The organism is Psychrobacter sp. PAMC 21119, assembly GCF_000247495.1.
Lineage (GTDB): Bacteria > Pseudomonadota > Gammaproteobacteria > Pseudomonadales > Moraxellaceae > Psychrobacter > Psychrobacter glaciei.
The window spans coordinates 19,149-35,467 of the sequence record NZ_AHVZ01000007.1; the positions used below are offsets into that span (position 1 = coordinate 19,149).

At 42.7% G+C, this 16,319-nt stretch carries 11 protein-coding genes; all 11 read left to right on the forward strand.

Features of this window, described 5'->3' with window-relative positions; genetic code table 11:
* Positions 1-13: 13 nt before the first annotated feature.
* The 11 genes from RH96_RS01700 to RH96_RS01735 all read left to right on the forward strand — a co-directional run bounded on the left by RH96_RS01700 (position 14) and on the right by RH96_RS01735 (position 16,298).
* Positions 14-1,117: a lipase secretion chaperone gene (locus RH96_RS01700; RefSeq protein WP_010196530.1), complete on the forward strand. Its 1,104-nt coding sequence runs from the start codon at positions 14-16 to the stop codon at positions 1,115-1,117.
* 173 nt (positions 1,118-1,290) lie between these two features.
* Positions 1,291-1,422 carry a hypothetical protein gene (locus RH96_RS15290; protein ID WP_264623034.1) on the forward strand — a complete coding sequence of 44 codons (132 nt, stop codon included), beginning with the start codon at positions 1,291-1,293 and terminating at the stop codon, positions 1,420-1,422.
* 613 nt (positions 1,423-2,035) lie between these two features.
* Positions 2,036-2,524 (forward strand): META domain-containing protein, encoded by a 489-nt coding sequence (locus tag RH96_RS01705; RefSeq protein ID WP_010196533.1) that lies wholly within the window; start codon positions 2,036-2,038, stop codon positions 2,522-2,524.
* Between the two features lie 159 nt (positions 2,525-2,683).
* Entirely contained in the window at positions 2,684-3,685 is a 1,002-nt protein-coding gene (locus RH96_RS01710) for a PD40 domain-containing protein (protein WP_010196535.1), read from the forward strand.
* Between the two features lie 197 nt (positions 3,686-3,882).
* Positions 3,883-4,533, forward strand: a complete 651-nt coding sequence (locus RH96_RS01715) for a hypothetical protein (RefSeq protein WP_010196537.1) — start codon at positions 3,883-3,885, stop codon at positions 4,531-4,533.
* A 336-nt stretch (positions 4,534-4,869) separates the two neighbouring features.
* Complete coding sequence (locus RH96_RS01720) at positions 4,870-6,948, forward strand: flotillin family protein (protein ID WP_010196539.1); 2,079 nt, start codon at positions 4,870-4,872, stop codon at positions 6,946-6,948.
* 300 nt (positions 6,949-7,248) lie between these two features.
* Complete coding sequence (locus tag RH96_RS01725) at positions 7,249-7,740, forward strand: hypothetical protein (RefSeq protein WP_010196542.1); 492 nt, start codon at positions 7,249-7,251, stop codon at positions 7,738-7,740.
* A 237-nt stretch (positions 7,741-7,977) separates the two neighbouring features.
* Complete coding sequence (locus tag RH96_RS15160) at positions 7,978-14,118, forward strand: DNA repair ATPase (protein WP_010196545.1); 6,141 nt, start codon at positions 7,978-7,980, stop codon at positions 14,116-14,118.
* Positions 14,119-14,389: 271 nt separating this feature from the next.
* Positions 14,390-14,560 carry a DUF2256 domain-containing protein gene (locus RH96_RS14700; RefSeq protein WP_010196547.1) on the forward strand — a complete coding sequence of 57 codons (171 nt, stop codon included), beginning with the start codon at positions 14,390-14,392 and terminating at the stop codon, positions 14,558-14,560.
* Positions 14,561-14,605: 45 nt separating this feature from the next.
* A complete protein-coding gene (locus tag RH96_RS14705) occupies positions 14,606-14,758 on the forward strand; it encodes a DUF2256 domain-containing protein (protein WP_010196549.1) in 153 nt (50 codons plus the stop codon).
* Positions 14,759-15,113: 355 nt separating this feature from the next.
* A complete protein-coding gene (locus tag RH96_RS01735) occupies positions 15,114-16,298 on the forward strand; it encodes a YjgN family protein (RefSeq protein WP_010196552.1) in 1,185 nt (394 codons plus the stop codon).
* Positions 16,299-16,319: the final 21 nt, after the last annotated feature.

Genomic DNA, 16,319 nt, shown 5'->3' on the forward strand with positions numbered 1-16,319 from the left:
AGAACTCTCATTTATGTCGAATAATCGCCGTCCAGCCTATTTATCAATCGTTATAATTGCCGTGGTCACCATAGTCGTGACGGCGGCGGTTATTATGTGGTTCAAACCTGATCATACGAGTACGGCTCTAGCGCAACCAGCATCCAATGCTCTGGGCGAGGAGGCTGAGGGTACTCTATCAACTGCGCTGGCGGCGGGTCAAATGCTACCAACGACTGCGACCCAAAATCAGTCTTTATTTGTCACAGGATTGGAACGTTTGCCGCGTTCCTTAAAGGGTACTCAAATTGATGGCGAAATCATCATTGATGAAAACAAACAGTTGGTCGTCACTCAAGGGTTACGGCGCTTATTTGATTATTTTTTATCCGCACTAGGAGAGGAGGACGAAGCCGTTATATTTGCGCGTGTTGAGAGTTACATTCGTCATCACACCCCAGAGCCTGCGGCCAGTCAAGCGGTCGCTATATTTGGCAAGTATGTTGCGTATCTCAAAGCACTTCCAGAGATAGAAAAGCGTTATGGCAATCTACAACTACAAGCGACAAAAAGTGGTGAACTGGATTTAAACGCTGTGGCACAGCAACAACAAGATGTGACCAAGCTACGTCAGCAATATTTTGCAAAGGACACCATTAGTGCGTTTTTTGGTACAGAGGATGACTATGATGACTATAGTGTAGAGATGGTCAGAATCAACCAAAACAAGCAAACCTCTGAGGCACAAAAAGAAGCCGCCAGACAAGACTATATCAGCCGCTTGCCAGATAGTGTCACCAAAGCCAATATCGTGCAGCAAGCCAACCTTGGTGAGCTTATGGCTCGTACTGAACAAATGAAAGCTCGTGGCGCGACGCCTGAAGCACTATACAATATGCGCCGAGAGCTAGTAGGTGCGCCAGCAGCAAAGAGACTGGCGCAAGTAGACCAAGAGGATGCCAGTTTTGACCAGCGCTTTACTCAATATCAAACACAAAAACAGCGCTTGTTAAGCCAAAGTGCAGATCAAGCTCAAGCGCAAATTCAGGTAAACCAACTTGAGCAGCAGCTATTTGACGATGCTGAGCGTAAACGCTTGTCAGGTTATGCGGCTCTACAAGAGACGAAGACTCAATAAGCGTATTTCATTAACATTAATTAACTTACAGTGATGTAAGAGACAAGTATGCTAAAAGTGCAAATAAGTTATGGTCATTGGGAGAAGGACAGCCCACTATTTATAGCTTTAGTACAATGATATTTGTACTTCATTTGAACCAAAAGTGTTTTAAAACTATTCTAGGAGCTTATATGAAAAACATGACCAAAGCATTGATGACAGGTATTTTAATGGTGACAGTATTGGTAGGTTGCCAATCTATGTCAAGTATGACGGCACCTGCTACTGATCAGCCAAATATAACTGGTACAGACGTTATCTAAAGTGGTGGCTGATAATTTTACTGAAACCCAGATTGACTATTTAAGGTATCAGTAAGCGGCACTAGCAGTCATATGCAGTGCCATATTATAGTTATACGACATCAAAAAACCTCACTATTTAGTGGGGTTTTTTGATGTCAGCGCTCACCTGACACCATAGTCAGAGCACTTTTAAACCGCTACGGTGTTACCCGTCCTAGATGTACTCAGTGTACTATCTGCGGTCGGTCGCCTTGTAGTGATTCTAAAATTCCTTGACTATAGGATGTATCATCATTTTAAGAACACTAAATATATCAATGTGCTAATTGAGGACACGCCCTAGCTGCTTTAGACAAGACATCAGTAAGGTGTTAGCATCGTTAGTGAATAAGGTCAATAGCAAACATCCGGTCAACTTCGCATTGCAACAAAACCTCCTTCAAGTAACCACTCAATTCATAATGACAGCTCATTGTGAGTCATACAAAATATCGTCATTGTTTAAAACAATGAATAAGACAATAAACGAATCATAATAAAACCAAAATTTTCACTAGGTCTGTAAAGGGTGCATTCACTGCAAGATTTATAGGTAGTGAAAATTTCAGGTTCAATAAGACGAGGAACTTATATGAAAAGCATGACTAAAGTAATGATGGTAGCTACCTTGGCCGTTGGTACGCTTGCCGCGGGTTGCCAGACTACCGCAAATCTACCTGCTCCAGTTAGTCAGCCAATCACTTCAGATATTTTACAAGCTCATCACTGGCAGCTTGTTGATGCCAAACGCAGCAATGGTGATAAGGTAACTCAGCTATTTTTTGATCCGGCAAAACCTTTAACTTTGAATTTCATGAATGATAACGGTAGAGATTACGTGGCATTTATGAACACCTGCAACAACATGAGTGCTGGATATAGCGTTGTCAATGGCAATGTAGAGATCAAAAACGGCATCAGTACTATGATGGCGTGTCCTGAGCCACAAGCAAGTTTTGATACGGCAACCATGGCAACTGTACAAGGTAAATATAGTATCAATAACAATGCGAATAATGTGCCTATCTTGACTATCCGCAATGACGATCAAGTTGCGTATTTCAAAGCTATTTCTAAATAATTTGATGATTGAGTAAAAAATTAGATATTTCGGCTGAATTTAATAATGCCTCACTAATCAGTGGGGCATTTTTTTATCCAAAATTTAGTCCGGTTTAGGATACACTAGAGTAATGTTTCTGTGATAATTTTATCATCAGGTTCTATTGGATATCACTTTATGCTTAAACCAGTTATGTCAAAACTAGCCATGAATAGGCTCACAGCAACAGGCGCTATGACGATAGCGATAGCTACGGTGCTCACTGGCTGTCAGACGCTGCCTAGCAAATCAGCCAATACGTCTACCAGTACCGTCGAGAGTAATCCACTAACTGCGCGTATGCCTGCGATCGATCGTCAAGGGCGCATAGCCTACGTGGATGAGCAGGGCACAGGTGTCGCAAAAATATCGACACTGTATAGCATCCGTCCTGATGGTAGCGATCGTCAATTGATTGATCAGTTGAAGGGTTATATCTATGCGCCTGCATGGTCTGCGGATGGTCAATGGCTTGCTTATAGTAAACAAGCACCACGTCAAAACCCAAAAATTTATATCTATGACCGAAAAAGTAAAACCCAAAGTCTAATCGTTAATGCTGAAGGCAGTAACATGTCAGCGTCATTCTCACCTGATGGTCAAAAACTCCTCTATAGCTCAACCGTCGGCGGCAACGCAGATATTTATGAGATGCGTCTCAGTGATGGCAATACCAAACAGTTGACTACACTATTAAGTACTGAGGTACAGCCAAGCTATGCGTCTGATGGCAAAAGCTTTGTCTATACCAGTGATAAAGTCCGTGCTGGACGCCCAAGCATCTACCGCTATGACTTTGCCACTGGCAATGCAATACCTATGCCGACTAGTGGCTATGTAGCCAGTCCTCAGCTTAGTGCAGATGGTCAGCAGTTAGCGTATCTCAACGGTCGCAAGGCTGCAGTTATGACATTGGCTACCCGTCAAACCATCGATCTCGCAGAAACAGGACTCGATGAGCCTGCACGATTATCACCGTCTGGACAATATGCAGTTTATCCAATGCGTAGCTCGCAAGTGAGCAGCCAAGGTACTAGAAATATAGGCAGCCTCGTCATCCGCTCGTTATCTGGCAACACAAGCTACAGTATTAATAGTGACGCTGGCGGGATGGTGCGTTCACCGATTTGGGGACGCTAATGGCGAAATCTATGTATTATAGAGTGAGATGTCTATATAATTAATAAAGAAACATAAGTTGATTCTATAGCTTAAGTTTTCATGAACATCATATAAATTTTATAAATGGCTCATCAAGATTCTGCGTATCAAAATGCTATATAAACATGCTTTATATAGAGATACTAGATTGGGTGAGCAAAAGGAGAAAGTACGTAATGCAAGAGTCGTTTTTGATATTCATTACCAAAATCAGCTTGTACCCGACGATAGTCTTTACAGGATTGGTGATGTTTGTGACCTTGTATTGGATGGTTTCTCTACTTGGTATGGCAGATATGGATACAGTAGATATTGGCGATGCAAGTGGCGAGGGTAGTAATGTGACCTCATCAGGATTTGTGTCGGGGCTGCTGCTTAAGTTCGGTCTGTATGGCGTGCCGCTTATCGTTATTCTTAGCTTAATCAGTTTAATTGGTTGGTTATTAAGTTACTTCTATACCAGTTTTTTACATCAAAATTTTGACTCAGGCATCTTATATTATCTATTCGGCACCGGAGCGCTAATCTTTGTATTGGTCATCTCCATGTGGCTGACAGGCATCATTATTTCTCCCATCCGCAACAGAATAGCCAAAATACCTAGACGTAATGCTGCTAGCAATATCGGCAAAATCGCGGTTGTGCGTACCCTTAGTGTCACGGACAAACATGGCGAAGTGGAATTGAATGATGGTGGTGCAGGATTGATACTCAAAATTCGCTCAGACATCAATGATGGCTCGCTGAAACAAGGTGATCGAGTGATGTTGGTGGAGTATTTAGAGGCAGCCAATACCTATCGCGTAGCCTCTGTAAAAGACAAGTAACTCTCATCAATGATTTGACCATTATGGCTCTTTATCATTATTTTCAGCACGTCACTATCGCTATTAGCACAGAATAAGTTCACAGAATGAACAAGGATTTAGCCAGAGGTTTTGGAAGAATCTCTGGTTTAGGAATAATATTTTTAGCAATGATTTAAACGGTTTTAAATTTGGTTATAGTTGATTCAAGATAATTCGGATATAAGAATCGTGCGTGATAGGGCTATAAAGCACACGTGCTATAAAAGGTGCTACAAACAGTAAATTTAACAGGCCTGATAGCGTATCTGATTTATATAGAATTGATTATGGAATGTTTTAATTAAAGGAATGGATATGGACACACTCATTATCGTCGGCGTGGTTGTAGTGCTGGCGTTTGTTTTTATGATGGTCGCACTACTGATGCTCAAGGCCTTTTACTTTAAGGTTGAGCAGGGCAAAGCACTCATTATTAACGGTGTGAGTAAAATTGCCGTACGTTTTGATGGTGGTTTTGTTTGGCCGGTCATCAACAAAAAAGAGTTGATGAGAATCTCGCTTATCACCTTAGAAGTGGACAGACGCGGTAAAGAAGGTTTGATTTGCGCAGACAACATGCGTGCTGATATCACCGTGGCATTTTATTTACGCGTCAATGAAACCGAAGAGGATGTATTAAAAGTTGCCAAATCGGTTGGGGTAGAGCGTGCATCAGATAAAGTCGCTGTCAACGAGCTGTTTAATGCTAAGTTCTCTGAAGCGCTAAAAACGGTTGGTAAGCAGATTGATTTCGTCAAACTGTTTGAAAACCGCAGCGAATTTCGTGACAGTATCGTTCAAGAAATTGGTAACGATCTGAATGGCTATGTCTTAGAAGATGTGGCGATTGATTACTTAGAGCAAACGCCAAAAGCGTCATTAGATTCAAGTAATATTTTAGATGCTGAAGGTATCAAAAAAATTACTCAGCTAACGGCTTTCCAAAACGTCATCACCAACGAGCTTGAGCGTGATGAAGAGTTGGCCGTTAAGAAAAAGAATGTCGAAACCAGAGAGGCGATGCTAGAGCTAGAGCGTCAGCAAGCCGATGCCGAAGCCAAACAGCAACGTGAAATCTCGTCAGTGATTGCGCGTGAAACGGCTGAAACTCGCAAGATTGAAGAAGAAGAGCGTAAAAAGTCTGAAACGGCCGTTATCTCGGTTGAGCAGGATTTGGCCATTCAGCGTGAGAATCAGCAGCGTGAAATCGAAGTAGCAGGTCAAAATCGTTTGCGTGCAGTCGTCATCGAAGAAGAAAAAGTGACGCGTGCCCGTGATTTAGAAATTGTCTCTCGTGAGCGTGAAGTTGACTTGCAACGTATCGAAGCGGAACGTGCGATTGAGCTTGAGAAAAAAGAAATCGCCAACGTCATTCGTGAACGTATCGCAGTGGACAAAACGGTCGCGCAAGAAGAAGAGCGTATCAAAGAAGTTCGCGAAATTAGCGAAGCGGAACGTTCTAAGCAAACACGTGTCCTAGCAGCAGAAGCCGATGCGGAAGAAATCAAAGTACGTCAGGTGAAAAAAGCCGAAGCAGAAGAGCTGTCTGCCAAGCATAAAGCCGTCGAAATCACCACACTTGCTGCCGCGAATCTTGAAGCATCTGCCAAAGATTCAGAAGCCAAAATTAAGATGGCCGAAGGTACCAAAGCAGAAGAGTCAGCACATGGCTTCGCTGAAGCGGCTATCCAAGAAGTCAAAGCCGCTTCTTTGGAAAAAGAAGGTATTGCGAAAGCCAATATTATTAGAGCGACTGGACAAGCTGAAGCGCAATCAGATCGTGAAAAAGGTATGGCAGATGCTGAGGTTATCGCGGCTCGTGGCGAATCTAAGGCAAAAGCTGAGCGTGATATCGGTATGGTCGATGCAGAAATCATCGCCGCTCGCGGTGAATCTACCGCCAGAGCTGAGCGTGAAAAAGGTATGGCAGATGCTCAAGTTATCGCGGCTCGCGGTGAGTCAAATGCCAAAGCAGAACGCGAAGTTGGATTGGCAAAAGCCGAAGTTACTCGCGCACATTTCCAAGCCGAAGCAGATGGTCTGGTCGAGAAATTCAATGCCATGGGTAGCATGAGCAAAGAAGCACGTGAGCACGAAGAGTTCCGAATGAGTCTTGAGACAGCCTTGCAAGAAGCGCTTGCATCGATTGACGCTGGTAAAGAGATTGCGAAAGAAAATGCTGAAGTATTGGCAGTCGCGTTACAGAAAGCCAAAATTGATATTGTTGGCGGCGAAGCGCATTTCTTTGATAACTTTGCTAAGTCACTGTCTATCGGTAAAGCCATCGATGGCCTAGCAGGTAAGTCAGACACATTGAGCGGTATCATCAATGGTGTGATGGCCAGTCAAGCTATGAAAGCCAATCAGAAAAATGATGATAAAACGACTTATTAATAGGGTCTAAATGCCTAGCCTTAATGTGCAAGTATTAGTAAGCAAGTTTTTATCATTTAGTATGAATAAGTAATATTCTCTGAAATAAAAAATCTGTCGTTTAGGCGGCAGATTTTTTTGGCTAATTTGAATTCGTTGTTCTAGGCTGGCGCTTTTAACCCAGCTTTTGAACCTTGCAACGTTAAAATTGTAGTGCAATTTGATAATATGTTTTTTTATACATTTCAAAGCTATGACGTCTGCGTCTGTATGAAATATTAATATTTTATAGTAGTAAAAGTATAGGGTGTGGAAAAACTTATGAGCGATCAAGTGTTAAGACAGTACGAGTATAAAGTTTCTAAATCTCACGGAATTCGAATTTTTATTTTCGCTGGACTAATTGCTTTATTCGGTATTTATAACGCTTTGTATAGCAACAAAGGTTTAAGTTTTTTCAACATGATTGAGTTATCGCCCAATATGGCCAATTATTTTTGGTGGGGAATATCTGTTTTGTGCTTGATGGTAGCGGCTGAAGGTTTATTAACGATTAAAAAATCGTTTCAAGATTCCAGCTTGATTACGCTATACGATTCTCAAATGACAACACCTAAAAGTTCAATTAGTAATAAAATGCTAACGGTTAGGTATAGTGAACTAAGTAAGATTAAAATACAAAAAATATCCAAAGTTCGTCAATTACGCATCGATTCTTCTCAGGGAAAGATTGTCATACCAGATGTCAATTTTGTGAATAAAGCAGACTTCGATGACATGGTAAATATACTGTTGCAAAAAGCGCCTAGATGATAAGTTGGCTAATCTAAAAAAATAGCAGTGACGACTCGTTTTTTTAGATTAGCCAAGTGCTTCTTTACTTTCAATGATTCTTTATTGCCCAAAATTCTCTTATAGTGGATTCAGTTTAAAAGAGATACAAGGCAACCGAGTGCAGATGTATATGTGATACTTCAAGCGAGGTTAACGCTGTAGCTCTTTTATAAAGGATTGACTATATTATGTAAAAACAGAAACGGACGAGCAACGATGGCGGATACGCAAAACTCAATAAATTCAGACAGCAACGATAATGCTAATCAAGCCAATCAAACCGATCAGGCAGTTGCGTCAGGCAACGCTTATGAGCTCATCAAAAAACGTCTGACCGAACAAGGCAGCCGCTTAGAGCAGCAGACGGCAACGCTAAATAATGCGCGTCTCGAAGAGTTCGGCAGCACTCAAATGCAAGTCATCGCCCGCACGCGTATTCGTACCGAGTACAACTGTGTGGCACAAGACATGGTGCAGGTTGGTGATTATTTGCTGTTTGGCTACAACGTTTTTATGGGGCTTAAACGTGCGAGCAATATTAAGGATGTATTGTCGTTATATCGTCTCAACGAGCCAGTTGGTAATGAAGAAGAGTATCAACTTGAAGAGGTAGACCTAAAAGGCACTTTTTTAGCTCAAGATGCCTTTGTCCAAGATTTCAATGAGCTGTATCGCTATTACAAGCAAACGCGCCTGATTCAAATAACGGTGAAAGACAGCAAGTTACTGTTGGCGTTTCAGATTGGCGAGCGTATCACCGATATTCGAGTGTTCCGTTTTGCATTAGATTTTAGCCAAGGTACGCCAGAGTCGGCGCAAGTCGCTTATGTGGACAATCGAGGCGAGCGTGACATTGAACTGCCGCCTGCTTATGATTTCGACTGGATTGAGACCACACGCGATCAAATGGTGAATGGCAAATATCCCCATATGAATATCTTAGACACGATATTTGTGGAAACGGTCGGTGGCGATTTGACCATTAAGATTGAGGACAATACGCAGTCCGGTCAGGGTATTTATAGTGAACCGGTCAATGACCGTACCCAGTCGCTGACCGATGCTGAGATTGCGTATGCCAAAGTGGGCAGTCTAATACTGCTTAAGATATTGCCTTATCGTGAAGAGGACTACCGTTATTTCGTTTATAACACTTTGACCGAATCGGTACTGCGATTGGATGCGATTGGACAGTCGTGTGTTCAGCTCCCAGAAGACCACGGCATCATGTTTCCGGGTGGTTATTATCTACAGACGGGTGAGTATAAGCTGTTTGAGGCCAATAACGTTGGCGCTACTGACTTACGGTTTAAGCGTAAAATTGTCTCGCCAAATGGGGAAGATGTTCTATTCTTATTTTACGACAGAGACTTGGGCGTCACGGGGCTGTTCCCTTATAACCTGATTAAGAAGCAGTTGGCAAACCCTATTTATTGTAACGGTATGGCTTTGGCTGAGAATGGCCGTTTGGTATTGTTTAGTGACCAAAGTGAGCCGTCTCGTATTCATCCGATGCAGATATGGCACACGCCTTATGCCTCACACGAGTATGTCAGTGAATTACCTGAAAGCACGAGTTTTTATGGCAAAATTGGTAATAAAGAACTGGTACGTGGTATCTCAGATCTTTATAGCATTACTCGCCTCATTGACAATCAAAGCGTGTCACAGAAGCTCTATGAAGAGCTTACCAATAATACCAGCCGACTCTTTGACAGCTATTACTGGTTGTCTGAACCTGAGCTGAGCGAAGTCGCCAGTAGTATTAAAGAAGTGACAGCGACAGCTGAGCTGGTCATTGATGAGTTCGCCAAAGTACAAAGTATCCAAAAGCAAACCCAAACCGCGCTAGCCGATGCCGATACGCAGCAAAGTGAGATTTTGCGGCAGATACGCGTTACTAGCTTTGAGTCGGCCAGTGATTATGTGGATCAGCTGTCAGCGTTAAGACGTCAAAAGGGTCGCTTGGTCAGCTTGGAGGATTTGCGTTATTTAGATAGTGATAAACTACAAGCATTACAGACACAGTTAGAAGAGGCAGAAAGCGAGCTGGCTGAAAAAACCGTGCTATTTTTAAGTGGCGAAGAGGCACTATCAAGCTACGAAGGCATATTAGTAGATGTCAGTGAGCGCTTAAACACCGCAGAAACCAATGCTGAGCTAAAACCCGTACTAGAAAAAATTGATGAGACAGCGCAAGGGTTGGATTTGCTCACTGAGCTACTAGGCACATTAGATGTAGCCGATGCCACGGTACGTACGCAAATCATCGATGACATATCGACCATTTATGCTAGCCTGAACCAAAGCAAAGCTAAGCTGAATCATAAACGCAAAAATCTAGGCTCAGCTGAGGCCATCGCGCAGTTTGGCGCGCAGTTTAAGCTGTTCGGGCAGTCGATTGCTAATGCTTTATCCATTGCCAATACCCCTGAGAAATCAGACGAGCAACTGGCAAAATTGCTGGTACAGCTAGAAGAGTTAGAGAGCCAATTCGCTGATCCAGAGACCAACAGTGGCGACCAGTTTTTAGCCGATATCATCAGCAAGCGTGAAGAGATTTACGAAACCTTTGAAAATCATAAGCAGCAATTGCTCGATGCTCGCAACCGTAAAGCGCAAAACTTGGGTGATGGCGCGCTGCGGATGCTTGAAAGCATCAAAAAACGCACGCAAAGCACTGGCGTCACAGGCTTTACAGAAGAGGAAGCGTTAAATACCTATTTTGCGGCTGATGGTCTGGTACAAAAAGTTCGTAATATCGCAAAAGAGCTGCAAGCGATGGGCTTTAGCGTCAAAGCCGATGACATCGATGCCCGCCTAAAAGCCATCCAAATCGAGAGCTATAAGAGTCTAAAAGACAAGTCGGACTTGTTTGAAGATGGTGGTCAAATCATCAAACTGGGCAAGCACCGCTTTTCGGTTAATACTCAGCCATTAGATTTGACCTTATTGAGCCGTCAGCAGTCAGATGGCAAGCGTGTGCTGAATCTACATTTAACGGGTACAGATTATTATGAAGTGCTTAATAATACTGAGCTAAATGCCTTGCGCCCGTATTGGGATATGAATATCGCCTCCGAGTCAGATAAGGTGTACCGTGCCGAGTACTTGGCCTATAGCATTATTGAAAGTGCTAAGAACAGCCAAGATGGACTGACCGAAACGCGACTATATCAAGCATACGATGCGACTATCATTACCCTAGATGTTAATGGCGATATTGATAACGACAGTCCATTGTCCAAACTGGTCAAAGCTTACGCCACCCCTCGTTATCAGCTCGGTTATGACAAAGGCATTCATGACCATGATGCCAAGCTGTTATTGATGCAAATATTGCCGACGTTGCGTGAGGCAGGGCTACTGATTTATACCCCGCAAGTACGTGCCTTGGCGCAGTTGTTTTATTGGCAGCTAAGTATCGTGCAAGCGCTTGGTTTAGGCAGTCTGCGTCAATTTGGTTATGACAAATGGCTGAATGAATCAGTGCTGACGCGCGCAAATAACTGGACGGATAGAGCCGCCACTGCCGAGCAACTGCGCCGTGCATTGGGCAGCGATACGGCGAAATCATTGCTGGTTGAAGACATGAGCCAAGTGATGCGTCATTTTGTTATGGCTCATAATGACGACAGTCTTAGCGCTGATAAAGATGGTAGCGTTGATAAAGGCGCTAACATCTTCAAACCAAGCTACGTTCAGCTTGCTTGTGAATACTTGGTGAGCGTCATGGGGCAGTCGGCTGAATCGAATGCAGGCGCACATAACACAATAAAATGGCAAACCAGTCAACAAGCGCAGCAGTTGTGTGAGCAGCTAAGCCAAACATTGAATAGCGCCTCAGGTAGCACGCAAGCGACGGCCAGTTTTGACCAACTACAGTCTTCTATCAGTAAGCTTGGCTTCCAACCCAAATCAGCCTATGAGCTACTAGCCACATGGTTCCATGCCTTACTTGATAAAACCTACGGTAGTACTGAATCGGCTGATGGCACGGATGAGGCAGGCGAGACACTCAATGAAGATCAGCTTGCCGAGATTGAAATACAAAACGCGCTACGCAAGCAGCAATTAGAAAGCGGCCGTCATTATGTGCCCGAAGCCATTGCTGTCTTACTTACCCAGTTAAACGATGCTCAGCGTGAAGCTTTGGTACAACGACTGATTGATTCAGGTGCTACTTTTAATAAAGGGTTAAGTGCTAAAGGATTGGGCAATCAAGGTTTAAACAGTACAGGCGCAAGTGGCACACCATCGGCCTTATCCTTTTCCTCAATTACCTCGTCGCCAGTTTCATCGACTACATCATTGACCAGTATTAATAATCCGCTCAATCAAGTACAAAGCTTTGAGCGTAGCACGGGTAAGGTATCGCTTGAGATACAAGTCAATAATTTGCTGGGTGAACATATACGTATTCATCAGCAGACCTTAACTTTTGCCGTCGATGACTTCTTAAATCGTTTGCATCATCATGATACCCAAGTCATCCCTGCCTACAGACGTTATCTGGCCATGCGCTCAGAGATATTGCATGACTCAAAAGAGACGTTGCGACTGGACGAGTTTATGCCGCGTCCATTGTCCTCCTTTGTACGTAACCGTCTGATTAACGAGAGCTATCTGCCTCTCATCGGTGACAATCTTGCCAAACAGATGGGCACGGTCGGGGAGGATAAGCGTACCGATTTGATGGGTATCCTCATGATGATATCGCCACCAGGGTATGGTAAAACCACCTTGATGGAATACGTGGCAAATCGTCTTGGCCTTATCTTTATGAAGATTAACTGTCCGTCACTCGGTCATGACGTCACCTCATTAGACCCCGAAAAAGCGCCCAATGCCACCGCACGAGAAGAGTTGAATAAAATCAACTTAGCCTTTGAGATGGGCAATAACGTCATGCTGTATCTCGATGATATTCAGCATACCCATGCAGAATTTTTGCAGAAGTTTATCTCGTTGGGTGATGGCACACGCCGTATCGATGGTGTCTGGCAAGGTAAGACTAAGACTTATGACATGCGTGGAAAAAAGTTCTGCGTGGTCATGGCAGGTAACCCTTACACCGAAAGCGGCGAGGCATTTAAAGTTCCTGACATGCTCGCCAACCGTGCCGATATCTACAACTTAGGCGATATCATGAGCGGCATGGAAGAGGTGTTTGCACTCAGTTATATCGAAAACTCGCTGACCTCTAATACCGTCCTCGCACCAATGGCCAACCGTGACTTAAGCGATGTGCATCGTTTGATTAAAATGGCAAAAACGGACAATGCGAATCTTGCTCAAGCACAAAGCAGCGATCTGACGTATCCGTATAGCACCTCAGAAGTTAACGAAATCATTGCTATCTTGCGCCATATGTTTAGGGTGCAAGAAGTCATTTTGGACGTCAACCAAGCCTATATTGCCTCCGCCTCGCAAGATGATAAGTATCGTGTTGAGCCGATATTTAAGCTGCAAGGTAGTTATCGTAATATGAATAAGATGACCGAAAAGCTATCAGCGGTCATGAATGAAAGCGAGCTGAACCAGCTGATAGATGATCATTATCTGGGTGAGTCGCAGCTATTGACCCAAGGTGCAGAGAGCAACTTGCTCAAGCTTGGCGAGATGCGCGGTGTCTTGACTGAAGCAGAAATGCAGCGCTGGGCGCAAATCAAAGCCGACTTCCTACGTAACAAAGCCATGGGCGGTGAAGATGGCGATACGGGCGCGCGTATCGTCGCACAGTTGGTCGATTTGGCCAGTGGCTTCAATGCCATCAGTAGCCAGTTTGAGACATACTTAACGAAAAACGACCCAGAGCAAATCGCTCGCTTACGAAAAGCAGGACAACAAGCGCAACTCAATGCCCAGCTAAACGCCCAATTAGAAGCACAAAAAATACTTGCCGATAGCGTCATTAACAATGCCAAAGTCGTCAGCGACAGTATCGATAATGGCTTTGAAAAAAGCGTGAGCCAATTGCTGCAAATATATAAGCACGATCACAATGCTGGAAAGGCAGAAGGCGAGTATCTCAAGCAAAACCAAGACGTGCAAAAAGCACTGATGGTACAGCTGGTCAATGCCGTTGAACAACTGGCGCAAAAAATGGCGGATAGCTTGTCTGATAGTTTAACTGAGACCCTAGCTAAGAGTGATGAGAATCAAACAGTAGATAGCGATATCCCTGACATCCATCAGCAGACCGCACTAATGGCGAATGCCCTCAAGCAAGCGTTAGAGCCGCTGACAATGCGGATGGATGAGAAGCTGGCGATTGATACCAGTACTGATCAATCTGGCAAGTTAATCGTTAATAGTCTAAATAGACTAAATAAAATCTTTGATGACTATGATTAGTAGCTGACGATTAGTCACTACCGATTAATAGCTAACGATTAACAACTAATGGTTAGTTATTAACGCTTATGAGCAATGCTGATGATTAGCAGTTATGAATAGCACTATAAATAGGGCTTATGATTAAGAGACAGTGGTAATATAGTCGGCAACACTGCTTTGGGTATGATGACGGCGAGTAAAGTTGCTATAAACAGCAGACTAAGCGAGCCTGATACCGTATCCGATGGTAGTGAATCGACTATAGATTAAACAAACCAATGAGAGAATTATGGCGCACAAAAAGAAGAACGTTCGCAAAAAACTTTGCCCTGTCTGCGAGCGTGAGTTTAGCTGGACTAAGAAGCTGGATAAAAACTGGGAGAGCATGGTCTATTGCTCCGACCAATGCCGACGGGTAAAAAAATATGAAGGGCTGGATCATCAAAAAGAAGACAAGTAGTCGTTAGTAATGAAATAGGGTTATATAGATATAAGGGAGTAGACGATGGCACATAAAAAGGTAAACCTACCGCAAAAAATCTGCCCCGTCTGTCAGCGCCCGTTTACGTGGCGTAAGAAGTGGGAGAAAGATTGGGAGCAGGTGATTTATTGTTCTGAGCGGTGTCGGCGAGGGAAAGATAAAGACAAAGTCAATTGATTCAAGGTTCTAAAGCCAGACAAAAGAAAAGAAATAACTGCCAGTTTTTGATAAAAACGTCTTAGACTATTCATGTGAATATCGAGTGAGTTTAAGACACAACCTAGCATAATCAATCTTATTTGATGGATTTGAAATAGTGAATTAAATTTACTTCATTATCCTTCCTTTAAAAGTAACCTCGCATTGAGTATTTTAATCAACAAATTTTTATAAAATCCTCGAAGTAGCCAAGCTTATAATCTATAATGATTTTTTTAAATTTTCCGTTTTTTATTAAAATTGCAAAAATGCATTTAATTTAACTCATTTAAAATAAACATTCACATCAAATTTATAAGGTTCTAAGGATAGGATGAAACAAATACAGTTTAAAGGTGACGGATCAGAGTATTTCAAGATATGGATTGTGAATGTTTTATTGTGCATCGTCACCATAGGCATTTATTACCCTTGGGCAAAAGTACGTACGCGTCGATATTTTTATGCGAACACTGAATATGCAGATCGATACTTTGATTACCATGCAACCGGAAAGCAATTATTTCTGGGCTATTTGATCGGTGTGTTTATATTATTTGCCTTACAGATTGTAGGCTCTATGCTGCCTACTATTGGCCTCATTTTACCCATTGTTTTATTTGCTTTTATCCCTTGGATTATCATGCGCAGCCTAAAGTTTAACATGCGCATGACCAGCTTTAGCAACGTGCGTTTCAGTTTCAAGGGTAATCTAAAACCCGCCTATATTATTTATATGCTTATACCCATATTGGGTTATTTAGCAATTGCATTGCCTGTCTTTGTTAGCCTATTTCCGATGTCAAGATTAGATGAAGGTTTTAACGTAATCTTTGCGTTCATGCTATTTTTAGTAGGTATAATCGCAGCGATAGCGATAGGTGTTTTTGTCATAGGACTCTTTACTAAAAAAGCAGCTGAATACCAGATTGGTCAGACAAAATTTGGTCAAGGTGATTTTTTCATAAATGTTAATACTTCAAAATTTATAAAAATTCAACTTAAGAAAATACTCATCATTATTGGCTGTTTGATTATCCTCTCAATACTCTCAGGCTTAATATTCGCAGCTACTATATCAGGTGGATTTGATCTTGGCAGTATTTCCAATGACATTGAAAGCGCAGAGGCAAGCCCATTATTCATTGTCGGTTTTTTGGTCGTATATTTTGGCTTTATTGCTACGTTCTTATTTGCTACCGCTTATTCATTTAGCCGTCAACGCCAGTATATATTTGAAAATACCACGTTAGATAAAGCCATCACTTTTAGGTCAACCGTTGGTGCTAAACGCTATTTTTATATCTTAGTGACAAATATGCTATTGGTTCTATTTACTGCTGGCTTAGCATTACCTTGGGCAAAAGTCCGTGTGGCCCGTTATATCGCTGATAACTCTTGGATAGAAGCCTCAGATATAGATATCAATAGTTATTTGACCCAAAAAGAGAAAGAGCAGTCTGCTATCGGTGAAGAGATTGGCGATGTTTTAGATATTGATATAGATATTGCAATCTAAGCCAGACCCTAGTGGGTACAG